Source organism: Trueperella sp. HMSC08B05 (assembly GCF_001808405.1).
Lineage (GTDB): Bacteria > Actinomycetota > Actinomycetes > Actinomycetales > Actinomycetaceae > Trueperella > Trueperella bernardiae.
In genome coordinates this window covers 85,979-110,379 of sequence record NZ_KV793232.1, presented here as the reverse complement: position 1 = coordinate 110,379, position 24,401 = coordinate 85,979, and the positions used below count along the sequence as shown (strand labels likewise).

The window sequence follows — 24,401 nt, the reverse complement described above, 5'->3', positions numbered from 1 at the left end:
CTTGGGGGGAGAGGAGGATAAGATGAAGGTTGCAGTTGTTGGCGCCGCAGGGCGCATGGGTAGGTCAGTGTGCGAGGCTGTCGAAGGGGCCGGCCACGATCTCGTGGCGCGCCTGGACGCGGGCGATCCGATCACGGCCGAATCGCTGGCGGGGGCGGACGTCGTCGTTGAATTTACGGTGCCGAGCGCTACGGACGCGAACGTGCACGCGATCCTCGATGCGGGATCGCACGTGGTGGTGGGCACCACGGGGTGGACGGAGGAGCGCCTAGAGGCGGTGCGCGAACACGCGGTGCGTGTGGGGAAGAACGCGATCATTGCGCCCAATTACGCGCTGTCGGCGGTGTTGGCTATGTCGTTTGCGGAGAAGGCGGCGGCAATGTTCGAGTCGGTAGAGGTGATCGAGCTGCACCACCCGGACAAGGTGGATGCGCCGTCGGGCACGGCCACCACCAGCGCGCAGCGCATTGGGGCTGTGCGCAAGGAGGCGGGGCTGGCAAGTCCGGATGCCACGCAATCCGATCCGCTCGGCACCCGCGGCGGACAGATCGACGGGGTGCATGTTCACGCCGTCCGCCTGCGCGGCCTGTACGCCCATGAGGAGATCTTGCTGGGTAACCCGGGCGAGCAGCTGACGATCCGCCAGGATTCGTTCGGGCGAGAGTCCTTCATGCCCGGCGTGCTGCTCGCGGTGCGCGAGGTGGCGGGCCGCCCGGGGCTGACGTACGGCCTTGAGTCGCTGTTGAATCTATGAACTACGGCGGGCTCGAACGTTTCGTTGACTCGGGCTCGTTCGCGCGGGGCCTCGTGTATGCCCTGCGCGGTCAATCGTCCGTCACGTCGGCAAGTGATGAGGACATCGAGGCGATCTCTAGCGGCTCGAACGGGGAGATCTACACCGAATGGATCGAATACGAGCTGGAGGGGGAGGAATTCGTCCATTTCTCCGGCCGGTGTACCTGCCCGGTGGGGTACAACTGTAAGCACTGCGTGAGCGCCACGCTCACGGCGCTTAAGCTCGTGCCGCCGTCGCTCATGACCGCCTCGCAGGTGAGCCGTCCTAGCACTGACGCGAACTCGGGCTGGCGCAGGGCGCTGACCAACATGCTGGGTCTCGAAGCCACGGGGCAAGATCCCATCGCGCTCGGGTTTACCTTCACGGCGCCGCGTGTTCCTATGTCGAGCCTTCCCATATGGAAGCAGCAGACCACCGGCAGGCTCGAGATGCATTCGATGCGGAAGGGCAAGCGGGACACGTGGATCAAGACGGGCATTTCGCTGTCCAACCTCCGGGAGGGGATCGGGCGCGAATTTGATCCGCGCCAGGTGCGGGCGGTGCGCGACTTCCTCATGGCGTGTGAGCTGGGCTCGGGCGGCCTGTTCGGGATGCGCGAGCCGCTGTCAATGACGATGCTGCACTCTCCGCTCCTTGGGTACTACCTCAAGGGCTGCATCGACGCTGGTGTTGAACTCGTCGACACGGTGACGAAGCTGCCGATTATTATCGAGCCGGAGCCGGCCGTTCCCACGATTAATCTGACGGACACGGGCGATTTCATCGACGTCACGGCGGCGCTCAACCATCCAAGCGATCCGAAGGACTTCCTACTTATCGGCAAGCCGAGCCAACTGGTGTTTTGGGATGACGGCAAGCTCCACATGGCCTTCCTCGAGCCGGTGGCAAGCGAGGAATGGAGTTACCTGCGCCGCAAGGACGTCCGCGTCCCCACCTCCGAACAGGATGACTTCGAGCGGGATTTCCTCCCGGCGTTGCGCGTGACTGGGATGATCAAGACGGACGGGTACGAGCTGCCCTTGCCGCCCGAGCCGGTTTTGCGCCTCACCCTCACCTCCTCGGGCGAGCGGTTGCCCGTGGTGACCGCGAACTGGGAGTGGGCCTACCAGGACAAGCGTGGGCACGTGATCAGCACGTATCCGCTGTGGAGTCCGCCCGGGCCCGGGCGGAACGCGGAGGCCGAGCAGGCGATTCGGAGCGAGGCGAGCGACGTGGTGGCGCGGGTGTGCCCGGCGATGATGGGCGAGCGGCTGGGCTGGATCAAACTCCGGGGCGAGCAGCTCCTGGCCCTGGATGAGCTGGCCAGCGAACTGGCCGCGATCGGCGTGGAGGTCGTCCAGGATACCCCCACGTTCCGCCGGGCCGAGGATGTTCAGGTAGACCTGGACGTGGACGAATCGCGTGACTGGCTGGACCTGCGGATGCGGGTGCTCGTGGATGGGCAGCCGGTCGAGCTACGCGAGCTGCTGGGCGCGCTGGCCGTGGGGCAACGCTTCACCTATGTGGGCGGCTCGTACGTGGACCTCGACAGCCCGGATCTTGCAAGGTTGCGCGCGCTCATCGAGGAGGCGCGTCTGCTGGGCGACGCTCGGCGCTCGGAGCTGCGAGTGCCGAAGATCCGGCAGTCCTGGTGGCAAGACCTGCTCGACCTGGGGATCGTGAATGCTTCCGCGAACCGCTGGCTGGAGGCAGTGCGCAATGCCCCCGAACCGGAGCCGGCCACCGTGCCAGATACGCTGAATGCCACACTGCGCCCCTACCAGGAGGTGGGCTTTGGCTGGCTGAGCCAGCTGCGTGACGCGGGGCTGGGCGGCGTGCTGGCCGACGACATGGGCCTGGGCAAGACAGTCCAGGTCCTGGCGATGATTTTGCGTGACCGCGAGCGTAACCCCGGCTCGCCGTGGCTGGTGGTGGCTCCCACCTCGGTGGTGGGCAACTGGGTGAGTGAGGCCGAGCGCTTCGCACCGACGCTGAAGGTGGTGGGCATCGATTCGACCGAATGTATTCGGGGCACCCGCCTGGCCGATGAGGTGAGCGGCGCGGACGTCGTGGTGACTTCCTACACCCTCATGCGGCTGGAGGCGGACGATTACCGGGCGCTTGGGATCACGGGCCTGGTGCTGGACGAGGCGCAGAACGTGAAGAACGCCAAGTCGAAGGGGTTTGCGGTGGCGGCAAGCCTGGGGGCGGCCACGGTCTTCGCCGTGACGGGCACGCCGATCGAGAACAACTTGGGGGAGCTGTGGGCGATGTTCTCCCTCACCGCCCCGGGCCTGCTGGGCTCGGCGGAAAAGTTCAATGATGCCTACCGCAAGCCGATCGAGAAGGCCGCCTCCAGCCCGGACGGCGGGGGCGAGGAGCTCATAGCGACGCTGCGCCGGCGCATCGGCCCGTTCCTTCTGCGGCGCACGAAGCAGTCCGTGAGCCTGGACCTGCCGCCCAAGCAGGAGCAGGTGTTGCGCGTGGAGCTCAAGGGATCCCACCGGCGAATGTATGATGTGCAGTTGGAAAAGGAGCGCCAGCGGGTGCTCGGGCTGTCGGAGGAGGACCGGATCGAGATCCTGTCGTCGCTGACGCGCCTGCGCCAGCTGGCGATCGACCCGCGCCTGGCGGACGGGGACTCGGCCGCGCCGGCCTCCAAGCTGGATGAGCTGCTTCCCCTGCTGGAGAGCCTGGTGGCCGAGCATCACTCGGCACTGGTGTTTTCCCAGTTCACGCGCTTCCTCAAACTGGTGGCCGAGCGGCTGGATGAGGCGGGGATCCCCTACCTGTACCTGGACGGGTCCACGCGCGGGCGCCCGGGCCTCATCAAACGTTTCGCCGCGGGGGAGGCGCCGGTCTTCCTTATCTCGCTCAAGGCGGGCGGCACGGGGCTAAACCTCACGATGGCGGACTACGCGATCCTCACCGACCCGTGGTGGAACCCAGCGGCCGAGGAACAGGCCGTGGACCGCGCGCACCGCATCGGCCAGACCCGCCCAGTCCACGTCTACCGTCTGGTGGCGGAGGGCACGATCGAGGAAAAGGTGGTGGACCTCCAGGATCAAAAGCGCCGGCTGCTCGGGGTGCTGAGCGAGGACGGCGCGGCGGACGGCAAGCTGTCCGCCGCCGAGCTGCGGGCCCTGCTCGACTAGCGCACTAGTCGGCGTCTCGTTCGAGGGTGGTCCACCACAGGTGCTCGCGGATTTCCTCCCCGTCCACCTCTGCGTGCCGGCGCAGGGGGCGCGGGGCGAAGCCGGAGGCGTCTAGGAAGTGGGTGAACTGGTCATGGCCGGCGATCGCCCATGTGTGGAGCTCGGTGGCATCCGTGCAGATGTCTGTGATGGCGGCGAGCAGGCGGGCATCGTGGCCGGCGCTTGCCATGCGCAACGGCACGGAGAAGTTCGTGATCTCATAGGCGACCCGCGGCCGCCCGCTTTCGGCGTCGCGCCCGGATTCGTCGTCGCCCTTGAGGATAACGGCGGGGGAGGGGGCGACAGCGGCGAAGCCCTCCACCTCGTCTCCGGCTACGGCCACGAGCACGTGGTGACGATCGGAGGGCAGGTCCTCGATCGTGGCCTGCCAAGCGGCGGCAAGCGAGCCGATCTCGAGCTGTGCGCCGACCATGGGGCCAGCACGGTGGTCGAGGCCGGCTGAGATTGCCTCCAACATGGCCTCGCGCTGGACCTGGGCGATGGCGAGCGCGTCGGAGGGTCGGGCGGGGCGCACGGATTTCACAACGTTCACCCCGCCATTGTGTCAGGGAAACGTCCAGATGACGAAAGCTGAGCCGGAATGGGGGAGCGCCGTATAGGGTAGTGCCATGAATACTCCTTCGCGTTCCTTCGGTTCCGTCTCCGTCGCCATGGTCACGCCGTTTCACCCGGACGGCTCGATTGACATCGACAGCGCGTGCAAGGTGGCGTGCAAGCTGGTTGACGACGGGTGCGACGCCCTCGTCCTGTCCGGTACCACGGGCGAATCGCCCACCACCCACCAGCCGGAGAAGAACGAGCTGGTGCGCGAGGTCAAGGTTGCGGTTGCGGGCCGGGCGATGATCGTGGCGGGAGCGGGCTCGAACGACACGGCACACGCCGTGCGCATCGCGAAGGGCGCCCAGGAATCGGGCGCGGACGGCCTGCTCGTCGTCTCCCCTTACTACAACCGTCCCTCTCAGGACGGGGTCTACCAGCACATCGTGGCGGTGGCCGAGGCCACCGACCTGCCTGTCATGGTCTATGACATTCCCGGCCGCACCGGCGTGGCGATCTCGGATGCCACGCTCGACCGTCTGGCGGAGCACCCGCAGATCAAGGCGGTCAAGGACGCCACCGGCAACGTGCCCCAGGGTTTTGAGCGCATCACCCGCACGGGCCTCGAGTACTACTCGGGCGACGACTCGCTCAACTTCGCCTGGCTCGCCCACGGAGCCTCCGGCGTGGTGTCGGTGGCCGGCCACCTCATCGCCTCCGGGCTCCGTGCGCTCGTCACCGAAGTCGATGCCGGGGATCTGCCGGCCGCGCGTGCCGAGTTCTCCAAGCAGTCCACCATCATCGACGCGATCATGGGCGGGGGCCAGGGGGCCGTCATGGCCAAGGAGGCCCTCAAGATGATCGGCGTGCTGGACTCGGCCACCGTGCGCCTGCCGCTCGTGGGTGCCTCCGATGCCGAGCTTGCCAATCTCCGCACTGCCCTGCGCGCCGAGGGCTTCATCGAGTAGCCGGCCGCCAACCAGAAGCGGCAGGTCGGGCAGCCTACCCGGCCCCGTGCAAACCGGGTGCTCGGACCGCAAGCCGGGTGGACGGCGTCGTGACGCAGCGCGTCGCCACCTGTGAAAGCAAGCCGCGCCCAAACATGCGACAATGGTGGGGTGACTAAGACGAAGCTTCCCCCATCCATTAAGAACGGCACCCTCCGCATCGTCCCGCTGGGCGGGATTGGCGAGATCGGGCGCAACATGACCGTCTTCGAGATTGACGGGCGCATGATCGTGGTCGACTGTGGCGTGCTCTTCCCCGAAGAGTCCCAGCCGGGCGTGGACCTGATCCTGCCGGATTTCGACTACATCAAGGATCGCCTCCACCAGATCGACGCGATCATCCTCACCCACGGACACGAGGATCACATCGGCGGCGTGCCCTACCTGCTGCGCCTGCGCGAGGACATCCCGATTATCGGCTCGCAGCTGACCATCGCACTGGTCGAGGCCAAGCTGGCTGAGCACCGCATCAAGCCCTACACGCATGTGGTCGAGGAGGGTGACATCGAAAACCTCGGCAACTTCGAGTGCGAGTTCATCGCGGTCAACCACTCGATCCCGGACGCGCTGGCCGTGTTTATCCGCACGAACGCGGGCACGGTCCTTCACACGGGCGACTTCAAGATGGACCAGCTGCCGCTCGATGGGCGGATCACCGACCTGCGTTCCTTCGCCCGCGTTGGCGAGGAGGGCGTGGACCTGTTCATGTGCGACTCCACGAACGCCGAGGTCCCCGGCTTCGTGCCGTCGGAGGCGAACATCGGCCCGGTCATCGAGTCCGTGTTCGCCCAGGCGCGCGGCAAGATCGTGGTGGCTTCCTTCTCCTCGCACGTCCACCGCGTTCAGCAGGTGCTCGACGCCGCCTACAAGTACGAGCGCAAGGTGTGCTTCGTGGGGCGCTCGATGGTGCGCAACATGGGGATCGCCGAGGAGCTGGGCTACCTGTCCGTCCCCGAGGACACGCTGATCGACCTCAAGCACGCCGATTCGCTTCCCGACGACGAGATCGTCTACATGTCCACCGGATCCCAGGGTGAGCCGATGGCCGTGCTCTCGCGCATCGCCTCCGGAAACCACAAGTCGATCACGGTGGGCCCGAGCGACACGGTCATCTTCGCCTCCTCGCTCATCCCGGGCAACGAGAACTCGGTGTTCCGCCTCATCAACGGCCTGACCAAGCTGGGAGCGAAGGTGGTCCACCAGGGCAATGCGAAAGTGCACGTGTCCGGGCACGCTGCCGAGGGCGAGCTGCTGTACTGCTACAACATCCTCGAGCCCGAGTACGCCATGCCGGTCCACGGTGAGGTCCGCCACCTCGTGGCCAACGGCGCCATCGCGGTCAAGACGGGCGTGCCGGCGGAGAACGTGATCCTGGCCGAGGACGGCTCGGTGATCGACATGATCGACGGGCACTGCTCGATCGTGGGCGAAGTGCCGTGCGGGTACGTGTACGTGGACGGCTCCTCGGTGGGCGAGATCGGGGAGGCCGAGCTGACTGACCGCCGCACGCTGGGCGAGGAAGGCTTCATCGCGATCTTCGCCGTCATTGACGCCCAGGAGCGCAAGGTCCTCACTGGCCCGCACATCCAGGCGCGCGGCATGGCCGAGGACGATTCGGTGTTCGAGGAGATCCTGCCCGACGTGCGCACGGCGCTCGACGAGTCGATCGCGAACGCGTCGGCCACCACCTACCAGATGCAGCAGGCGATGCGCCGCGTGGTGGGACGGTGGGTGGCTCGCAAGTTGCGCCGCAAGCCGATGATCATCCCCACCGTCATCGAAGCCTAGTTCACGCGGTTCTCCACCGGCTCGCCCTTCTCCAAGTGGGCGATCTGCCGGTGGAGAAGCGCCTCCAGGCGCGGCCACAGCGCGTCCGAGTACCCGCCCACGTGCGGGGTGAAGAACACGTTCGGGTGCGTGTAGAGCGGGTGCCCCTCCGGCAGTGGCTCGGGGTTGACGACGTCGAACGCGATCCGCAGCCGGTCCGCGTGGCGCACTAGCGCGTCGGTGTCGGCCACCGCCCCGCGCGCCATGTTGACCAGCAGGGCGCCGTCCTTCATCGAGGCGAGGAACGCCTCGTCCACCATGTTATTCGTGGAGGCCGCGCCGGGGACGATGACGATGACGATGTCCATCTGGGGCAGCAGGCCCGGCAGGTCCTCGGGGCCGTAGATCGTGCCGAGCTCGTCCTCGCGGCGCGACGACGCCGCCCGGACCAGCTCCACCTCGAACGGCTCCAGGCGCGAGGCGATCGCCTTGCCCACCCCGCCGTAGCCGATGAGGAGGACCTTCTTGTCGGCCAGGCCGGGAGCGAAGAAGAGGTCCCAGTGGCCGGCGTCCTGGGAGCGCACGGCCCGCTGGAGCTGGCGCTGCATGACGAGCAGCAGGCCGAGCGTGAGCTCCGCGGTGGCGGTCTCATGAACCGTGGCGGCGTTCGCCAGCGGGATGTCGCCCACGTGGCCAATCACCTGGTCAAAACCGATCGACGTGGTCTGAATGAGGGAGGCGTCCATCCCCTCAAGGAAGCGGAAGTCGGGCTTGTACGTGACGAACGGGGTGAGGACCATGTCGATGTGGCGCTGCGGCGCGGGGCTCTTGATATTCCACTCGACAATCTCCACCTCCCCGGGGTAGCTCTCCACGAGGGCGCGGAACTCGGGCTGGGGGATGCTCACAGAGACAGTCATGGCTTCGAGTCTAGTCAATCCGATCACGGGGGTGGCAACAAGTCACATTTACGCCACGTTTGCGCGCGCCTGTGGGCACCGCTCGGGTAGGGCCGTTAGGCTCAAGATGATTCATGCACGAAAGAGGGGACATGGCTCGGACGAATAAGCCCGTCAATTCACGGCAACCCAAGCCCGCGGAAGAGGCGCAGCGCAGCTACGAGGGGCTTGCCTTCATCATGCTCGCGCTCGCGATCATCGTGGCGCTTCGCGAGTGGTTCTCCCTGTCTGGCCTGCTCGGCGACATCATCCATCACGCCACAGCCGGCGTGGTCGGCGCGTTGTCCATCTTCGTGCCCATCATGCTGATCGGCGTCGCGGTCAAGCTCTTCCGCCGATCGGTGGGCAACACGAACCGGCGCTTCGTCATCGGCCTTGCCCTGCTCACTATCTCGATCACGGGTATTCTTCACGTGTCGATGGGCCAGCCGGCGATCTCGGATGGATTTGGAGGCCTGGAGAGCGCGGGCGGCATCGTCGGCCTGGTCTCCGGCGGGCTACTCGCCCTGCTCGTGTCGGTCTGGGGTGCCGTCCCGCTCCTCGTGTTGCTCGGCGTGTACGCCATGCTGTTCTCGCTCAACACCTCGGTGCGCGACATCATCGACTGGGTCAAGGGCCGCCGCGAGGCTCGCCTGGACCGTGCCGACGACGACGCCCCCACCGTCGCCCTGACCGAGCCGGTGCGTTCGCGCGTGCGGCGAGGAAAGAAGCCGGCCGCCGAGGTCGAGGCGACGAAGGTGGCCACCATCGAATCCGCCGCCGACGATGCCTCGGAGGCAGAGACCGTCGTGGCCGCTGAGGGCAGTGCCCCCGAGCCCGAGCCCGAGCCCACGCCGTCGCGCCCGGCCCGGAAGATAGTGAAGAAGGCCCCGAAGCCCGAGCCGCTGCCGCCGCGCGTCGAGCAGTTAGAGCTATCGTCCAACATCACCTACACCCTGCCGGCCGCCGACCTGCTGGTCGAGGGCCCTCCGGGTGTGGAACGCTCCGCCGCGAACGACACGGTGGTCGAGGCCCTCACCCGTGTCTTCAGCGAGTTCTCCGTGGACGCCGAGGTGGTCGGCTTCTCGCGCGGCCCCACGGTCACCCAGTATGAGGTGGAGCTCGGCCCGGGCGTCAAGGTCGATCGCATCACCTCGCTGTCGAAGAATATCGCCTATGCGGTGGCGTCGGCGGACGTTCGCATCCTGTCGCCGATCCCCGGCAAGTCCGCTATCGGCATCGAGATCCCGAATACGGACCGGGAGACCGTCATGGTGGGCGACGTGCTGCGCAGCCCTGTGGCCCGCAAGCAGACCCACCCGCTCGTCGTCGCCGTGGGCAAGAACGTGGGCGGGCAGTTCGTGGTCGCGAACTTAGCCAAGATGCCGCACCTGCTGGTGGCGGGCGCCACGGGTGCCGGTAAGTCGTCGTTCATCAACTCGATGATCACCTCGATCATGATGCGCGCCACCCCGGAGGAGGTGCGCATGATCCTCGTGGACCCCAAGCGCGTGGAGCTCACGATCTACGCCGGTATCCCGCACCTCATCACCCCGATCATCACCAACCCCAAGAAGGCCGCCGAGGCCCTCGAGTGGGTGGTGCGGGAGATGGACCAGCGCTACGACGACCTGTCCCACTACGGTTTTAAGCACATCGACGACTTCAACGACGCCGTCCGCTCCGGCAAAGTCACCGCGCCCCCGGGCTCCGAGCGCAAGCTACAGCCCTACCCCTACCTGCTGGTGGTGGTTGACGAGCTGGCGGACATGATGATGGTGGCCCCGCGCGACGTGGAGGCCTCGATTCAGCGCATCACCCAGCTCGCGCGCGCCGCGGGCATCCACCTGGTGCTGGCCACCCAGCGCCCGTCGGTGGACGTGGTGACGGGCCTGATCAAGGCGAACATCCCCTCGCGCCTGGCGTTCATGACGTCCTCGCTCGCTGACTCCCGCGTGATCCTCGACTCCTCGGGCGCCGAGAAGCTTATCGGCATGGGTGACGCGCTCTTCATGCCGTCGGGCGCGTCGAAACCGATGCGCGTGCAGGGCGCGTGGGTCACGGAGGACGAGATCGCGGCCGTGGTCAAGCACGTCAAGGTCCAGATGCAGCCGGTCTACCGCGAGGACGTGATCCCCAAGGCTGAAAAGCGCGTGATCGACGAGGAGATCGGTGACGACCTCGACATCCTTCTCCAGGCCGCCGAGCTCGTGGTCACCACCCAGTTCGGCTCGACCTCCATGCTCCAGCGCAAGCTCCGCATCGGCTTTGCCAAGGCGGGCCGCATGATGGACCTGCTCGAGGCCCGCGAGGTGGTCGGCCCCTCGGAGGGCTCGAAGGCACGCGAGGTGCTCGCCACCCCCGAACAGCTGCCCACTGTGCTCGCGATGATCCGCGGCGAGGACGTCTCCCTTCACGATCCCGAGGGCGAGGACCGTTACGCCGACGCCGACTTCGGCGACGCCGACGTGGCCCGCGAACCCGACGCCGAATCCCGCCCGTATGCCAACGGGGAGGCGGGTGCGGGCGTGGACCTGGACGAGGACGGGGCGAGCGAGGACGTGCCAGCCGACCGCACGGTCGTCCTCAACAACGACCGCTACGCCACCGACCCACTCGCCTACGAGCCGGAAGAGGATGACCCGGACGAGGACGCCTGGCAGCTCACCGGCCGCGACTAGCTACTCGCGTGAGCTGGTGACCGTGGCCCCCGTGGCCTCGGGTGGAGCGGTGCGCTCGGGCCCGGAGGTTTCCATAACGGGGTAGGTCACTTCGGCCCGCCCAGCGATCTCCTGGGCCGACAGGCGCAGGTCCTCGGGATATTCGCCGAGCGTGAGAGGCAGGAGCGGGTGTAGCTTTTCGCCGGCGCGCCGGTCCTGGGTGACGGCCATCCAGTCGAAGTCGACGACGGCCGCCCCGTCGTCGTTTGCCTCGATCGTGGCGGTGGTGATGAGGCCCGTGGTGACGCGGTAGCCGTGGTTTTCCACCGTCTGGCCCGAGATCTGGTTGCCCATCGAGTAGACCACCCACATGCCGTCCCCGGTGGGGCCGCCCGGGAGTTTGGCGAGCGGTTCGGGGACGTGAGAGTGGTTGCCGAAGACGAGGTCGACCTCGCCGGAGTCGGCCAGGAGCTGGGCGATATCGACCTGTTCGGCGATGGGTTCGGAGACGTACTCGGTTCCCCAGTGCATGGAGACGATGACGATGTCAGCCCCGAGCTCGCGCGCCCGCTTAGCGTCCTCCACCACCGTCTCGACGGGGGAGCCGAGCTCACCCACCACGTTCCACGAATAGGGGTGATCGTCCGGGATCGGGATGCCGTTGGTGAGCGTGGTGGCCGAGATGTGGGCAATCTTCACCGTGTGGTTGACGCCCTCGACCGTGTAGAACTGAATCTGCTCGGCCTCGTCCTGGGTTCGGGCCGCGCCGGCCCAGCCCATCCCCGCGCCGGACAGCGCCTCGATCGTGGTCTCCACCCCGCCAAAGCCGCGGTCCATCGTGTGGTTGGTGGCGAACGCACAACCGTCGAAGCCGATCTCGGCAAGTGACGCCGCCAGGTCGTAAGGCGCGCCGAAGTTGGGGTAGTTCGAGGGCATCTGATCCGGGCCGACGATCGGGATCTCAAGCGCGCAGATCGCCACGTCCGAGTTCGCGATGTAATCCTTGATCGGGGCGTAGTACGGGGTGTAGTCGTAGGTCTCCCCGGCGATCCGGGCCGCCTCGTTGACCGACAGGTGCAAAAGGATGTCCCCGCCCGAACTGACCGTGAAGTACTCCGGGTCCGCGGTCGGCGTCGGGCTCGGCGTCGGGGTGGGCATGGCCGGAGCGTTGGACGTGGACGGGCCAGACGGCGTCGTGGGCGAGGAGGCGGAGCCTGTTGAGTCGCTACACGCGCCGAGGGCGAGCACGATCGTCAGTGCGGCGAGTGTGACGGGCTTTTTCAACGCGGCCTCCAGTGAGCTTTATTTAACGTGGACATGATCTACAGTAGAGGAGTGGAAGAGAAACGTCAGGTACCTTTGGTCAACATCGCAAACGCATTGACGGTACTCCGGCTCGTGCTGGTGCCCGTCTTCATCTGGGCGTTTCTTGACCCCACGCCTGCTCGCAGCTGGCTGTCCTGGGCGATCTTCGCACTCGCCGCCTTCACCGACAAGCTCGACGGGCACCTGGCCCGCAGCCGCGGCCTGATCACGAACTTCGGCAAGCTCGCCGACTCGATCGCGGACAAGTTCCTGATCATCTCCGCCCTCGTCATGCTTTCGGCGCACGGGATCCTGTGGTGGTGGGTGACGATCGTGTTCATCGTGCGTGAGGCCGGCATCACCATCATGCGCATGGTGGTGGTGAAGAAGAAGGTGATGTCCGCGGGCCGCGGCGGCAAGATCAAGATGATGGCACAGTCGGTGGGCGCGGGTATGCTCATCATCCCGTGGTACTCGTTCCTCCCCTCCGCACTCGCCACCGCGATCATGTGGATGTCCTACGGGCTCATCGCGATCGCGCTCTTCTTCGCGCTGACCTCGGCGGTCGAATACATCCGGGAGGCGCGCAACATTGGCGAGGACTGACGCCGTCACCCACCTCCCCGCCCTCATCGCCTCGCTGACGGAGCGGGGGAGGACCATCGCGGTGGCCGAATCCTTGACCGGCGGGCGCGTGGCGTCGGCCATCGTCTCCGTGCCGGGGGCCTCGGCGTGCTTCCAGGGCGGCGTCGTCGCCTATGCGAGCGAAGCGAAAGCTGTCATCCTCGGGGTGAGCCGGGCGCGGCTGGAGGAGACGGGACCGGTGGACGGCGTCGTCGCCGAGCAGATGGCTGCGGGCGTGGCCAAACTTTTCGACGCCGACTACGCCGTGGCCACCACGGGCGTCGCCGGGCCTGGAAGCGCGGACGGGCACGAGGCCGGGACCGTGTGGATCGGCATTCGCACGCCGCAGGGCACGACGTCGGAGCTGTTTCACTTCGCGGGAAACCGCGATGAGGTGCGCAACGCCGCCGTTTTGGAAGCCCTGGGGATAATCGAACGCGCAAGTGCAAAGTAGCGGTAAACTCCAACGAGCCTCTCAGGGAACTTTCAGCTTCGAATGGGAATATCTTCTCAAGACGCGAAGTTAGCCATGAGTGAAGGCTACTAGCAGAATGAGAGTAGACATGATGAATGAAGCCACCCGCACTGAGACCGTCCTGTTCCGCCGCGAACTGGGGGATGTCCTGCGGGATTACCGCCAGCGTCAGGGGCGCACCCTGCGCGAGGTGTCGTCAGGCGCGCGAGTCTCCCTCGGTTACCTGTCGGAAGTTGAGCGTGGGCAGAAGGAAGCATCTTCGGAGCTGCTGCACTCGATCTGCCGCGCGTTGAATGTCCCCATGAGCCACGTGCTGCGCCTCGTTGCTGACCGCATCGACGTGGCCGAGGGCCGCACCCCGCCGATGGTGCGCAAGATGCAGGCGGCGCGCGCGGCCGGGGTTCGCATCCCGGATACTGCCGAGGCCCTCCTCGCCGGTGAGCTCGCGCCCACTCGATGAGGCACTCCGAATTTTGGGAGGTTGTTGAGCGGGCGTTTCCGAATGTGCGTGGCCTCGCCCTCGCACATGACCTCGTGATCCCGGAACTGGGGTCGCGGCCGGCGGCGGAGGCGATCGCGGACACCGATCCGCAGGAGGTGTGGCACGCCTTGCGCGTGGCGATGGACCTGCCGGAATCCTACGAATACCTGCATAGGAAAAGCAAATAGCAATGAGAGGGGCGATCCTGCGGGGTCGCCCCTTTTGTTGTGCGCGACACGCGGGGGAGCTTGCCATCTCGAACGAATGTTCGGCTAAAGTTATCCACGGCAACTCGTTTCGCACACCTAACCCCAATTTCAGGGGGTGCAGAAAAAGAATGTCGGAGGTCGGGCATATCGTTGCTGGTATGGCGCTCGGGGAGGGCGCACACCAAAAAAGACCTGTTCTATCAACCGGCCCACACGGCCCCAATACGTGAGGAGAAACATGGCAAAGAAGGAAACCGCCGATCGCGAAAAGGCACTGGCAACCGCGCTCGGGCAGATCGATCGTCAATTTGGTAAGGGATCGGCAATGCGCCTCGGGGACGCGCCGGAGGTGCGCGTGAAGGTGATCCCCACCGGCTCGCTCGCACTCGATGTCGCACTCGGCATCGGCGGCCTCCCGCGGGGTCGAATCGTTGAGATCTACGGCCCGGAGTCCTCGGGTAAAACCACCGTGGCCCTGCACGCGGTTGCCTCCGCGCAGGCGGCTGGCGGTATTGCCGCCTTTATCGACGCCGAACACGCGCTAGATCCGGAATATGCCAAGAAGCTCGGCGTGGATACGGACGCGCTCATCGTCTCCCAGCCCGATACGGGCGAACAGGCGCTTGAGATCGCGGACATGCTGATCCGTTCAGGTGCGCTGGACATCATCGTGGTTGACTCGGTGGCGGCGCTCGTGCCGAAGGCCGAGATTGAGGGCGACATGGGCGATTCGCACGTCGGCCTCCAGGCCCGGCTCATGTCCCAGGCGCTACGTAAGCTTACGGGCGCTCTGTCCGCCTCGGGCACCACCGCGATCTTCATCAACCAACTGCGTGAGAAGATCGGCGTCTTCTACGGCAACCCGGAAACCACCACGGGCGGGCGCGCCCTCAAGTTCTACTCCTCGGTGCGCCTGGACGTGCGCCGCATTGAGACCTTGAAGGAAGGCTCGATGCCGGTGGGCAACCGCACGCGCGTGAAGGTGGTGAAGAACAAGATGGCCCCGCCATTCAAGCAGGCCGAGTTCGACATCCTCTACGGCCAGGGCATCTCGAAGGAGGGCGGCATCATCGACATGGCGGTGGATGCCGGCGTCATCCGCAAGTCCGGTTCCTGGTACACCTATGAGGGTGACCAGTTGGGCCAGGGCAAGGAGAAGGTGCGCCAGTTTCTCAAGGACAATCCGGAGATATCCGAGGAGATCGAGGTTAAGGTCAAGGCCCAGCTCGGGGTGGGCGAAGGCGCGGCCACCGAGGAGGAGATGGCTGAGGTTGATGAGTAGTGGTCGACTACTCTGAGGACCCCCGCCCGCGGCGCCGGCGCGACTTCGTGGAGCGCCGGGCTGCGCGGGCGGCGGCCCGCAACGAAGAGGACTGGCACGTCTACGCCCGCAACCTGTGCTACCGGCTGCTCGCGGCGCAGGAGCGCTCGCGCCGGCAGCTCCGTGATGCGATGGAACGCAACCTCGTGCCCGATGAGATCGCGCAGGCAACGCTCCAGGCGTTCGTGGACGCGGGACTTGTGGATGACGAGCGCTTTGCGTACATGTACGTGCGTTCGAAGTTCGAGGGGAAGGTGACCACACGGCGCGTGCTTGCCCAGGAACTGCGCGCCAAGGGCGTGGAGGGTGAGCTGGCCCAGCGGGCGCTGGAGCAGATAACGGTGGAGGATGAGCTGGCGGCGGCCATCGCGTTTGCTCGCAAGAAGGCGGCATCGATGGCTGGCCTGGAGGAAGAGAAGAAGCGCCGGCGCCTCTATGGCGCGCTCGGCCGGCGCGGGTTTAGCCCGGAACACATTCGGCAGGCGATGGAGGCGGCTCTCGGTTAGGTGCGCCATCTCGCAGATGTGGGAGGTGGGGCCGCGGACGTTTGCCAGTAGACTGGCGGGGATGACTGAGCTGAAGACTTACGCGGTGCGCACCCTCGGGTGCCAGATGAACGTCCACGATTCCGAGCGCCTGGCCGGCCTCCTCGACGCGGCCGGGTATGTGCCCGTGTCCGAGGTGCCCGACAAGGCGGCGCGCGCCACCGACGCGGGGGACGAGGGCGCGGATGTACTGGTGATCAACACGTGCTCCGTGCGCGAGAACGCGGCCACCAAGCTGTTCGGCAACCTCGGCCAGCTCGCGGCCGTCAAGCGTCAGCGCCCCGGCATGCAGATCGCCGTGGGCGGGTGCCTAGCCCAGCAGCTGCGTGGCGGGATCGTGGAGAAGGCGCCGTGGGTTGACGTCGTCCTGGGCACCCACAACCTTGACGTGCTGCCCGCGTTGCTCGAGCGCGCCCGGCACAATGATGAGGCGGCGGTGGAGATTGAGGAGTCGCTCAAGGTTTTCCCCTCCACCCTGCCCACGCATCGCGAGTCGGTTTACGCTGCGTGGGTCTCCATCTCGGTGGGCTGTAACAACACGTGCACGTTTTGCATCGTGCCGCACCTGCGCGGCAAGGAACGGGACCGGCGGCCGGGGGAGGTCCTGTCCGAAGTCGAGGCCGTGGTGGCTGAGGGTGCCATCGAGGTGACTCTGCTCGGCCAGAACGTCAATTCATATGGCGTTGGTTTTGGTGACCGCGGCGCGTTCGCCAAGTTGCTGCGGGCCACGGGTGAGATCGAGGGCCTGGAGCGCGTGCGCTTCACCTCACCGCACCCGGCCGCCTTCACTGACGATGTGATCGCCGCGATGGCTAAGACCCCGAACGTCATGCCCTCCCTTCACATGCCCCTGCAGTCCGGCTCGGATCGGATCCTGCGGGCCATGCGCCGTTCGTACCGTTCCGAGCGCTTCCTTGGGATCCTGGACCGCGTGCGGGCGAAGATCCCGAACGCCGCGATCACCACCGATATCATCGTGGGCTTCCCCGGAGAGACCGAGGAGGACTTCCAGGCCACGCTCGACGTGGTGGAGGCCTCGCGCTTCAGCTCGGCCTTTACCTTCATCTATTCGCCGCGCCCGGGCACCCCGGCGGCCGACATGGCCGACCAGGTGCCGGAGGAGGTGGCGAAGGACCGGCTCAACAGGCTGGTCGCCCTCCAGGAGCGCATCAGCGCCGAGGACGCGAAGGCGCTCGAAGGCACCACGGTGGAGGTCCTCATCTCCGAGGGTGAGGGTCGCAAGGATGGGGCGACCGAGCGCGTGACGGGCCGCGCCGAGGACAACCGCCTGGTCCACGTGGCCCTGCCGGAGGGTCTGCTGGAATCGGAGCGCCCGCGCCCGGGCGACTGCGTGCGGGCCACCGTCACGTATGGTGCTCCCCACCACCTGCTGGCCGACTCGGCCCTCGAGGGCGGCACGTTCTCGATTCGCCGCACGCGCGCCGGGGATGCCTGGGAGCGCGGAGTCAAGCGCCGCGCCGAGCTGGCCAATGAGGCCGCGGGCATCGCGCCCGTCAGACTTGGACTGCCGACCATCCGCCCGCGATCGTGATCATCGCGGTGGTGGGGTCCACGGCGGCAGGCAAGAGCGCGCTCTCGCTCGAGCTAGCCGAGTTGCTGGGTGGGCCCGGCGAGGTGGAGATCATCTCGGCTGACGCCATGCAGCTCTACCGCGGCATGGACATCGGCACCGCCAAGCTACCCGTAGAAGAGCGGCGCGGTATCGCACACCACCAGCTCGACGTGCTCGACGTGACCGACGTGGCGTCCGTTGCCGGCTACCAGCGCCACGCGCGGGCCGAACTCGAGGCGATCCTGGGCCGGGGCAAGATCCCGATGGTGGTGGGCGGCTCGGGCCTGTACGTCTCCGGCCTGCTCGATGAGCTCGACTTCCCGGGCACCGACCCAAAGATCCGCGCCGAGCTCGAGCGCGTCCATGCCGAGAGCGGCCTGAGCCCGCTCATCGAGGAGTTGCGCGACCTCGACCCGGTGAGCGCGCAGACCATCAACCTGAAAAACCCGCGGCGAGTCATCCGCGCGCTTGAGGTGGTGCGCCTGACGGGCCGGTCTTACACCCCCGTCTTTCCGCGCCACACCAGCCATTACGACGACGTCGTCATGCTCGGGGTCCGGCGCGAGCGCGAGGTGCTGAACGAGGCGATCGGGCAGCGGGCGGCGAAAATGTTCGCTGGCGGGCTGCTCGAGGAGACTCGCGCCCTGCTTGAGTGTGGGCTACGCGAGGGGGAGACGGCACGCAAGGCTACGGGGTATGCGGAGGCCATCGCCGTCATCGACGGCGAGATGGGCGTGGACGAGGCGGTCGAGTCGGTCGCTCAGGCTACCCGGCGCCTGGCCAAGAAGCAGCGCACGTGGTTCGGGCGCGACCCGCGCATCACGTGGATCGACGTGGAAGGCGATCTGAGCGAGGTGGCGCGAGCCGCCTACGGCGCGCTCGGGCGCACCTCGAGCACCCGGTAGCCCTTCTGTGATCGCAGCTTCGACGTGGCAAACCCCTGCTCGGTGAGCCAGGAGGCGAGGGAGTCGGCGCCGAGGTTGCGCTGGACCACGAGGTAGGCCACCCCGGTGGGGGCGAGGCGTACGAGCCAGGTGGTGAGCAGCTCGTGGAGGGCCTCCTTGCCGATCCGGATCGGCGGGTTAGACCACAGCAGGTCGATGTGCGCGGTGGCGTTGTCGGGCCCTTCGGCCACGCGGACGTTGGCAAGGCCGGCGTCGTCGGCATTCTTGGCGGTGAGCGCGCGGGCGCGCTCGTTGACGTCGATGCCGATCACGGTGGAAGCCGGGTAGTGGCGGGCGAGGGCGAGGGTGAGCGGGCCCCAGCCGCAGCCGAGGTCGACGATGGTGGAGCCGGCGGGTAGTTCGGGCAAAGGCGTCTTGTGGAGGAGGACCGCGGTGCCCTTATCCAGGCCCTGTGGTGAAAAAATCCCGGCGGTGGTGCTCACGCGGTAGTCTTCACCCAGAAGGCGGACGTCGATCTGGCGCACCGCCGAATCAGAGGTGGGATGGGAAGAAAAGTAGTGCTCGCTCACGGCCTAACGATACCGCGGCGGCGGCGCGTTTCCCATTTTTTCCCCGCTGATAGACAATAGAGGAAAGACGAGGAGAGACTCATTAACAGCAACTTCACATCCCGCGAGGGCACGGCGCTTCAGGAAGACCCGGCCTACGGGGGCCACTGGGCGGGCGATTCGCTGGATCGCGAGGAGCGCTCCTCGTTGCGGCGCGTGGAGGGGCTGTCCACCGAACTGACCGACGTTACCGAGGTTGAATACCGCCAGTTGCGCCTCGAGCGCGTGGTCCTCATCGGCGTGGTGGATGATGACATGAAGGCCGGCGAGGAGTCGTTGCGCGAGCTCGCGGCGCTGGCCACGACGGCGGGTTCCCAGGTTCTCGACGGCGCTCTCCAGCGCCGCCCGCACCCCGACCCGGCCACCTACTTCGGCTCGGGTAAGGCCCGCGAGCTGGCCGAGCTTGTGGCGGCCACGGGCGCGGACACGGTCATCGCGGACTCCGAGCTGAGCCCGTCCCAGCGCCGCGCCCTGGAGGACATCGTCAAGGTCAAGGTCGTCGACCGCACGGCCCTCATCCTCGACATCTTCGCCCAGCACGCCAAGTCGCGCGAGGGCAAGGCCCAGGTGGAGCTCGCCCAGCTCGAATACTTGCTACCGCGCCTGCGCGGCTGGGGAGAATCGATGTCCCGGCAGGCCGGCGGCCGCGTTGCCAGTGGCGAGGGCATCGGCTCTCGCGGCCCGGGTGAGACGAAGATCGAGCTCGACCGCCGGCGCATCCACCGGCGCATGGCCAAGCTGCGCAAGGACATCGCCCACATGGGCAACGCGCGCCAGACCAAGCGTGCCGCCCGGCGCAAGAATCGCACGCCGTCGGTCGTGGTCGTGGGATATACGAACGCGGGCAAGTCCTCGCTCATGAACGTGCTGACGGACGCCGGGGTGCTCGTGGAGAACGCACTGTTCGCCACGCTCGACCCCACGGTGCGGCGGGCGCTCACGCGCGACGGGCGCGAGTACACGCTGACCGACACAGTGGGTTTTGTGCGCAACCTGCCCACCCAGCTCGTCGAGGCGTTCCGCTCCACGCTGGAGGAGGCCGCCGACGCCGACGTGCTGCTTCACGTGGTCGACGCCGCTCACGACGACCCGGTGGCCCAGGTCGACGCCGTCCACGAGGTGCTTGCCGACGTCGACGGCGCGCTTGACGTGCCCGAGCTCATCGTGCTGTCCAAGGTCGATATTGCTGACCCGGTGACCGTGGCAACCTTGCGGAGCCGGTTCCCGGACGCGATGGTCGTCTCGGCGGTAACAGGGGAGGGCATCGAGGAGCTGCGCACCCGCATCGAGGAGCTGCTGCCGCACCCGCAGGTGGCGGTCGACGTCGTCATCCCGTACGACCGGGGTGACCTCGTCAGCCGCATCCACGAGGACGGGGAGATCCTGCACGAATCCCACGAGGAGGCCGGCACGCATATGGTGGCGCGGGTCAACCCGGACGTGGCCGCGGCGGTAGAGGCCCTGGGCGGGCAGGCGTGAGCGAGGCGACACCGCGCGAGGTGCTCGCCCACCTCGTGGCAGGAATCGGCGGCAAGCCGCGCGAGGGCCAGGAACGGATGGTCGACGCCGTCTACGAGGCGCTGACGGAGGAATCCCACCTCATGGTGGAGGCGGGCACGGGCACGGGCAAGTCGTTTGGATACCTCGTGCCGGCGATGGTGTGGTCGGCAGCCACAGGCAAGCGCGCCACGATCTCCACGGCCACCTTGCCGCTCCAGCGCCAGATCATCACGCAGGACGCGCCGGCGGTGGCCGACGCGATCCGGGAGACGATGGGCTCGCACGTGGAAGTCGCGTTGCTTAAGGGGTGGAACAACTACGCCTGCCTGCGCAAGGCCGATGGCGGGTTTCCCGAGGAAGACGCGCTGCTTTCGCGCGCCGAGGGTGAGGTGGGGGCGACCGCCACAGGCGAGGAGGTGGTGCGCGCCCGCGAGTGGGCCCTCGCCACCGATACCGGCGACCGCGACGACCTGGTCCCCGGCGTGTCCGACCGGGCATGGAACCAGATCTCCATCCAAAAGCGCGAGTGTATCGGCGAGCACTGCTCGCTGCGCCACGAGTGCTTCCCGCGCATGGCCCGCGCGCAGGCGGAGGAGGCCGACATCGTGGTAACAAACCACGCCCTCCTCGGCATCCAGGCCGCCGGCACGCCCGTGCTGCCCGAGTCGGACGCCTACATCGTGGACGAGGCCCACGACCTGGTCGACCGCGTAACCGGCCAGCTCACGCGCTCGCTCACCGGCTACGAGCTGCGTAGCATCGCGCGAATGCTGCGCCAGGCTGGGCTCGACGACGAGGGGTTGGGCGACGTCGCCGACGAGCTGGCCGACGCGCTCGGCGCCGTCAACGAGGGTCGGCTCATCCGGATCGGCGACGCGCTTTCCGATACGATCGCGCGCATCATGGGCAAAGCGCAGACCGCGGGCGGCGAAGTCGCCTCGCTCTCGAGCTCGAACGAGGAGGCGAACGCCACCAAGAACGTTCTGCGCTCTCGGCTGACGGAGCTGGTGAACCTGTGTGCTGACCTGATCTCGGGGGCGGTGAGTGAAGGGCGGCTCGTGGCGTGGGTCAGTGAGTACAACGACAACCGCGCGCTCTACCTGGCCCCGCTCGACGTGTCGGGCGCGATCGCCTCGGGCCTGTTCGAGGACACACCGGTGGTGCTGACCTCGGCCACGCTACAACTGGGTGGGAGCTTCGACGCGATGGCCGGCCGGGTGGGCTTCACCTTCCCCAGCCAGGGGGAGTGGAGCGGGCTCGACGTCGGCACGCCATTCGACGAGCGGCGCCAGGGCATCCTTTACGTGGCCGAGCACCTGTCCGCCCCCGGCCGGGAGGGCTACGGGGATGAGCACCTGCAGGAGATCGTGGACCTCATCGAGGCCTCGCGGGGCGGGGCGTTGTGCCTGTTCACCTCGCGTGCCGGTGCGACCCGGGCAGCCGAGTACGTGCGCGAGCGGATCGACCTTCCGGTGGCATGCCAGGGGGATGACCAGCTGCCGACTCTGCTCGAACAGTTCGCGGCCGACCCGAGCGCGAGCCTGTTCGGCACGCTCTCGCTGTGGCAGGGCGTGGACGTACCCGGGCCCACGTGCCGGCTGGTCGTCATCGATCGCATCCCGTTCCCGCGCCCGGACGACCCGCTCATTCAGGCGCGCACCCAGGCCGCAGGCGAGTCAGGGCGGAATCCGTTCATGACCGTCTCTGCCACGCACGCGGCGCTCCTGCTTGCCCAAGGGGCCGGCCGGCTGCTGCGCCGGATCGACGACCGGGGCGTGGTGGCCGTGCTGGACTCGCGCCTGCGTAAGGCGCGCTACTCGGGCTTTCTATTGGCGTCGTTGCCGGACATGTGGCGCACGACCGACCGGGCCGTGGTGCTCACAGCGCTGGAGCGGCTGGCTACAGGGCTCGAAGAACGGTAACGACCTTGCCTAGGATCTGGGCCTCGTCGCCCGGGATGGGCGCGTAATTCGAATTGCGGGGCAGGAGCCACACGTGCCCGTCCTTGCGCGAGAGGGTCTTGACCGTGGCCTCCCCATCGATCATCGCGGCCACGATCTCCCCGTTCTCGGCCACGGGCTGGCGGCGCACCACCACCCAGTCCCCGTCACAGATCGCGGCGTCGATCATCGAATCGCCTGAGACCAAGAGCATGAACAGATCCCCGTCTCCCGTGAGTTGGCGGGGGAGCGGGAACACGTCCTCCACGTGCTGCTCGGCCAGGATCGGGCCGCCGGCCGCGATGCGGCCGACCGCCGGGACGTTGACGGGGGCGTTGATGGCGATATCGGTATCGTTGAGCCGGTAGACGGCGGTGCCCTCCACATGGAAGCTGGTGGGGATTGCGGGGATTTGCAGCTCGAAGCCGGCGATTTCGAGGCCGCGCTCTGTGACCTCAATCGTGCGGGGGCGGCGTGGATCACGCGCGAGGTACCCTTCGCGCTCGAGCAGATCTAGCTGGTACTTGACCGAGGACGAGGACTTGAGGCCAACGCTTAGGCCGATTTCGCGCACGGTGGGAGGGAAGCCCCGTTCGGCGATCGCCGAACAGATAGCGCGCAGGATAGCGAGTTGGCGATCCGAGATGCTCATGGCTCCCCCTCACGGCTCCAGAAAAAGTTGTCGGAGCGGCCTGATTGACTTTCTCCTACAGGTTATCGGGTGAGCAAAGCGAGTTCAAACATCTGTTCTAATGTGTGTCGAACACAGGTTCTAGACACCGTGGAGCTCCTCCGGTAAGATTCAAACAGATGTTCGACGAACGTATGTTCGAGGAGGAGACATGACTGCACTTCGAAGCGATGCCACCATTGAGGTCCGGCCTGCGTCGCGGCCCACGTTGCGCGCGGTGCGCGCCGGCGAGCGCAAGGTGGCCGTGCGGCCCGATCGCTCAGCTCGAATCCTGCGTGCTGTTCCCACGCCCGGTTCTGCCGATACTGCGCCGGCCCGGCGGGTGGTAGCTTCGCGGCCCGTGGAGCGCGTGGCCACGGTACCCGTGGTTGCTCGGGCGCAGCGGGCGGGCGCGGCGCGCGCGGTTCGGGGCGCGGCGCCTGCACGATCGGTGGCACAGCAGCGTTCCAGGATGAACGCTCGCCAGCGCAATGTGCTCGCGGGGCTCGCCGTTGCGGCGGTCGCAATTTTCGCCTTCGCCCTGGCCATCTTCCTCTACGCCGCCCTCGGCGTCGGCCCCCAGGCAGGCGCGGTCACCACGGTGATGGCGGGGGACTCGCTGTGGTCGATCGCCAGTGCCATGGGAAGCGGCCTGCCCACTGAGCAGGTGGTGCGTGACATCATGTCGCTCAACGCGCTCGATGGTACGCACATCGAAGCCGGCGCCCAGCTGCTCCTGCCGGCGTACTGATCGAGGGCCGGCGCATGGTTGGGGTCATCGCGCGGGCAGCGGTGGATCAGCGCGGACATGGGGCGCTGTCTTGCCGATCCTTCAGTGCGGGCGGTAGCTTTATGACCATGTTCTGTCCCTTTTGTCACTATGAAGATTCGCGCGTGATCGACACGCGCACCTCTGACGACGGCCAACTCATCCGCCGGCGCCGTGAATGCCCGCAGTGCTGGCGCCGATTCTCCACCACGGAGACAGCGACCCTCATGGTGACCAAGCGCTCGGGTGCCACCGAGCCCTTCTCACGGGACAAGGTGATCAAGGGCGTTGGGAGGGCCTGCCAGGGCAGGCCCGTGACGTCCGACCAGCTCGCGGTCCTCGCCCAAAAGGTGGAGGAGGCGATCCGCGCCTCCGGCGTTGCCCAAATCGACTCACAGGACGTGGGCCTGGCGATCCTCGAGCCCCTGCGCGATCTCGACAAGGTGGCCTACCTGCGCTTTGCCTCCGTCTATTCCAACTTCGAATCGCTCGAGGACTTCGAGCAGGCGATCGCCGCGCTGAAGAACTAGCCGTACCTGCTCGTCGTGATCGCTCGCCGCGGGCGGAGGCTCGCACG

General features: G+C 67.1%; 22 protein-coding genes. 17 read left to right on the top strand and 5 right to left on the bottom strand.

Annotation, left to right across the window (positions count from 1 at the left end; translation table 11 throughout):
• Positions 1-22: 22 nt before the first annotated feature.
• Both dapB and HMPREF3167_RS02930 read left to right on the top strand, forming a co-directional pair.
• Complete coding sequence (gene dapB, locus HMPREF3167_RS02935; RefSeq protein ID WP_068538414.1) at positions 23-754, top strand: 4-hydroxy-tetrahydrodipicolinate reductase; 732 nt, start codon at positions 23-25, stop codon at positions 752-754.
• Positions 751-3,930, top strand: coding sequence for an SNF2-related protein (locus HMPREF3167_RS02930; protein ID WP_070445411.1), 3,180 nt, complete (start codon positions 751-753; stop codon positions 3,928-3,930). Before dapB ends, HMPREF3167_RS02930 begins: the two co-directional genes overlap by 4 nt.
• 4 nt (positions 3,931-3,934) lie before the next feature.
• Here HMPREF3167_RS02930 and HMPREF3167_RS02925 read toward each other — a convergent pair whose 3' ends face one another.
• Positions 3,935-4,522 (bottom strand): GNAT family N-acetyltransferase, encoded by a 588-nt coding sequence (locus HMPREF3167_RS02925; protein ID WP_068538412.1) that lies wholly within the window; start codon positions 4,520-4,522, stop codon positions 3,935-3,937.
• A 76-nt stretch (positions 4,523-4,598) separates the two neighbouring features.
• On the opposite strand from HMPREF3167_RS02925, the gene dapA reads away from it, so the two are divergent.
• Both dapA and HMPREF3167_RS02915 read left to right on the top strand, forming a co-directional pair.
• Positions 4,599-5,495, top strand: coding sequence for a 4-hydroxy-tetrahydrodipicolinate synthase (gene dapA, locus HMPREF3167_RS02920; RefSeq protein ID WP_068538411.1), 897 nt, complete (start codon positions 4,599-4,601; stop codon positions 5,493-5,495).
• Positions 5,496-5,645: 150 nt separating this feature from the next.
• On the top strand, positions 5,646-7,322 hold the full coding sequence (locus HMPREF3167_RS02915; protein ID WP_062612122.1) for a ribonuclease J: 1,677 nt from the start codon (positions 5,646-5,648) through the stop codon (positions 7,320-7,322).
• Here HMPREF3167_RS02915 and HMPREF3167_RS02910 read toward each other — a convergent pair.
• Positions 7,319-8,221 carry a 2-hydroxyacid dehydrogenase gene (locus tag HMPREF3167_RS02910; protein WP_062612124.1) on the bottom strand — a complete coding sequence of 301 codons (903 nt, stop codon included), beginning with the start codon at positions 8,219-8,221 and terminating at the stop codon, positions 7,319-7,321. The two genes, HMPREF3167_RS02915 and HMPREF3167_RS02910, sit on opposite strands and share 4 nt — an antisense overlap.
• A 131-nt stretch (positions 8,222-8,352) precedes the next feature.
• On the opposite strand from HMPREF3167_RS02910, the gene HMPREF3167_RS02905 reads away from it, so the two are divergent.
• A complete protein-coding gene (locus HMPREF3167_RS02905; protein ID WP_068538409.1) occupies positions 8,353-10,920 on the top strand; it encodes an FtsK/SpoIIIE family DNA translocase in 2,568 nt (855 codons plus the stop codon).
• Here the strand turns inward: HMPREF3167_RS02905 and HMPREF3167_RS02900 are convergent, their stop codons facing one another.
• On the bottom strand, positions 10,921-12,183 hold the full coding sequence (locus HMPREF3167_RS02900) for a CapA family protein (protein ID WP_148132193.1): 1,263 nt from the start codon (positions 12,181-12,183) through the stop codon (positions 10,921-10,923).
• Between the two features lie 51 nt (positions 12,184-12,234).
• Here HMPREF3167_RS02900 and pgsA point away from each other — a divergent pair, with 51 nt between their 5' ends.
• The 8 genes from pgsA (at position 12,235) to miaA (ending at position 18,337) form a co-directional block, all read left to right on the top strand.
• A complete protein-coding gene (gene pgsA / locus HMPREF3167_RS02890) occupies positions 12,235-12,810 on the top strand; it encodes a CDP-diacylglycerol--glycerol-3-phosphate 3-phosphatidyltransferase (RefSeq protein ID WP_236698624.1) in 576 nt (191 codons plus the stop codon).
• A complete protein-coding gene (locus HMPREF3167_RS02885; RefSeq protein ID WP_070445404.1) occupies positions 12,797-13,282 on the top strand; it encodes a CinA family protein in 486 nt (161 codons plus the stop codon). Before pgsA ends, HMPREF3167_RS02885 begins: the two co-directional genes overlap by 14 nt.
• Before the next feature lie 109 nt (positions 13,283-13,391).
• Positions 13,392-13,763 (top strand): helix-turn-helix domain-containing protein, encoded by a 372-nt coding sequence (locus HMPREF3167_RS02880; RefSeq protein WP_276786553.1) that lies wholly within the window; start codon positions 13,392-13,394, stop codon positions 13,761-13,763.
• On the top strand, positions 13,760-13,972 hold the full coding sequence (locus HMPREF3167_RS02875) for a DUF3046 domain-containing protein (protein WP_070445401.1): 213 nt from the start codon (positions 13,760-13,762) through the stop codon (positions 13,970-13,972). Before HMPREF3167_RS02880 ends, HMPREF3167_RS02875 begins: the two co-directional genes overlap by 4 nt.
• Before the next feature lie 259 nt (positions 13,973-14,231).
• Positions 14,232-15,275, top strand: a complete 1,044-nt coding sequence (gene recA / locus HMPREF3167_RS02870) for a recombinase RecA (protein WP_062612136.1) — start codon at positions 14,232-14,234, stop codon at positions 15,273-15,275.
• Positions 15,275-15,820, top strand: coding sequence for a regulatory protein RecX (locus HMPREF3167_RS02865; RefSeq protein WP_083200508.1), 546 nt, complete (start codon positions 15,275-15,277; stop codon positions 15,818-15,820). Before recA ends, HMPREF3167_RS02865 begins: the two co-directional genes overlap by 1 nt.
• 61 nt (positions 15,821-15,881) lie before the next feature.
• The gene (gene miaB, locus HMPREF3167_RS02860; protein WP_143601944.1) at positions 15,882-17,411 is read left to right on the top strand and encodes a tRNA (N6-isopentenyl adenosine(37)-C2)-methylthiotransferase MiaB; all 1,530 of its coding nucleotides are present in this window, start codon (positions 15,882-15,884) and stop codon (positions 17,409-17,411) included.
• Positions 17,408-18,337 carry a tRNA (adenosine(37)-N6)-dimethylallyltransferase MiaA gene (gene miaA, locus HMPREF3167_RS02855; RefSeq protein ID WP_068538405.1) on the top strand — a complete coding sequence of 310 codons (930 nt, stop codon included), beginning with the start codon at positions 17,408-17,410 and terminating at the stop codon, positions 18,335-18,337. Before miaB ends, miaA begins: the two co-directional genes overlap by 4 nt.
• Here miaA and HMPREF3167_RS02850 read toward each other — a convergent pair.
• Entirely contained in the window at positions 18,301-18,906 is a 606-nt protein-coding gene (locus tag HMPREF3167_RS02850) for a class I SAM-dependent methyltransferase (RefSeq protein ID WP_062612143.1), read from the bottom strand. The genes miaA and HMPREF3167_RS02850 overlap by 37 nt on opposite strands.
• Before the next feature lie 81 nt (positions 18,907-18,987).
• Here HMPREF3167_RS02850 and hflX point away from each other — a divergent pair, with 81 nt between their 5' ends.
• Together hflX and HMPREF3167_RS02840 are read left to right on the top strand one after the other, a co-directional pair.
• Positions 18,988-20,424, top strand: coding sequence for a GTPase HflX (hflX, locus tag HMPREF3167_RS02845; protein WP_083200507.1), 1,437 nt, complete (start codon positions 18,988-18,990; stop codon positions 20,422-20,424).
• Positions 20,421-22,367: an ATP-dependent DNA helicase gene (locus HMPREF3167_RS02840; RefSeq protein WP_062612145.1), complete on the top strand. Its 1,947-nt coding sequence runs from the start codon at positions 20,421-20,423 to the stop codon at positions 22,365-22,367. Before hflX ends, HMPREF3167_RS02840 begins: the two co-directional genes overlap by 4 nt.
• Here the strand turns inward: HMPREF3167_RS02840 and lexA are convergent.
• A complete protein-coding gene (gene lexA, locus HMPREF3167_RS02835; RefSeq protein ID WP_068538404.1) occupies positions 22,345-23,037 on the bottom strand; it encodes a transcriptional repressor LexA in 693 nt (230 codons plus the stop codon). The genes HMPREF3167_RS02840 and lexA overlap by 23 nt on opposite strands.
• Positions 23,038-23,227: 190 nt before the next feature.
• Between lexA and HMPREF3167_RS09360 the strand changes: the two genes are divergently transcribed.
• Positions 23,228-23,806, top strand: a complete 579-nt coding sequence (locus HMPREF3167_RS09360) for a LysM peptidoglycan-binding domain-containing protein (RefSeq protein WP_082661053.1) — start codon at positions 23,228-23,230, stop codon at positions 23,804-23,806.
• Between the two features lie 107 nt (positions 23,807-23,913).
• Positions 23,914-24,354 carry a transcriptional regulator NrdR gene (gene nrdR / locus HMPREF3167_RS02825; RefSeq protein WP_068538523.1) on the top strand — a complete coding sequence of 147 codons (441 nt, stop codon included), beginning with the start codon at positions 23,914-23,916 and terminating at the stop codon, positions 24,352-24,354.
• The last annotated feature ends 47 nt before the right edge of the window (positions 24,355-24,401 follow it).

Bases quoted from the DNA above. Each gene is read 5' to 3' on its own strand.
- dapB (WP_068538414.1), top strand. From the start codon at position 23: ATGAAGGTTGCAGTTGTTGGCGCCGCAGGGCGCATGGGTAGGTCAGTG.
- HMPREF3167_RS02930 (WP_070445411.1), top strand. From the start codon at position 751: ATGAACTACGGCGGGCTCGAACGTTTCGTTGACTCGGGCTCGTTCGCG.
- dapA (WP_068538411.1), top strand. From the start codon at position 4,599: ATGAATACTCCTTCGCGTTCCTTCGGTTCCGTCTCCGTCGCCATGGTC.
- HMPREF3167_RS02910 (WP_062612124.1), bottom strand. From the start codon at position 8,221: ATGACTGTCTCTGTGAGCATCCCCCAGCCCGAGTTCCGCGCCCTCGTG.
- HMPREF3167_RS02905 (WP_068538409.1), top strand. From the start codon at position 8,353: ATGGCTCGGACGAATAAGCCCGTCAATTCACGGCAACCCAAGCCCGCG.
- HMPREF3167_RS02880 (WP_276786553.1), top strand. From the start codon at position 13,392: ATGATGAATGAAGCCACCCGCACTGAGACCGTCCTGTTCCGCCGCGAA.
- HMPREF3167_RS02875 (WP_070445401.1), top strand. From the start codon at position 13,760: ATGAGGCACTCCGAATTTTGGGAGGTTGTTGAGCGGGCGTTTCCGAAT.
- recA (WP_062612136.1), top strand. From the start codon at position 14,232: ATGGCAAAGAAGGAAACCGCCGATCGCGAAAAGGCACTGGCAACCGCG.
- miaB (WP_143601944.1), top strand. From the start codon at position 15,882: ATGACTGAGCTGAAGACTTACGCGGTGCGCACCCTCGGGTGCCAGATG.
- lexA (WP_068538404.1), bottom strand. From the start codon at position 23,037: ATGAGCATCTCGGATCGCCAACTCGCTATCCTGCGCGCTATCTGTTCG.
- HMPREF3167_RS09360 (WP_082661053.1), top strand. From the start codon at position 23,228: ATGACTGCACTTCGAAGCGATGCCACCATTGAGGTCCGGCCTGCGTCG.
- nrdR (WP_068538523.1), top strand. From the start codon at position 23,914: ATGTTCTGTCCCTTTTGTCACTATGAAGATTCGCGCGTGATCGACACG.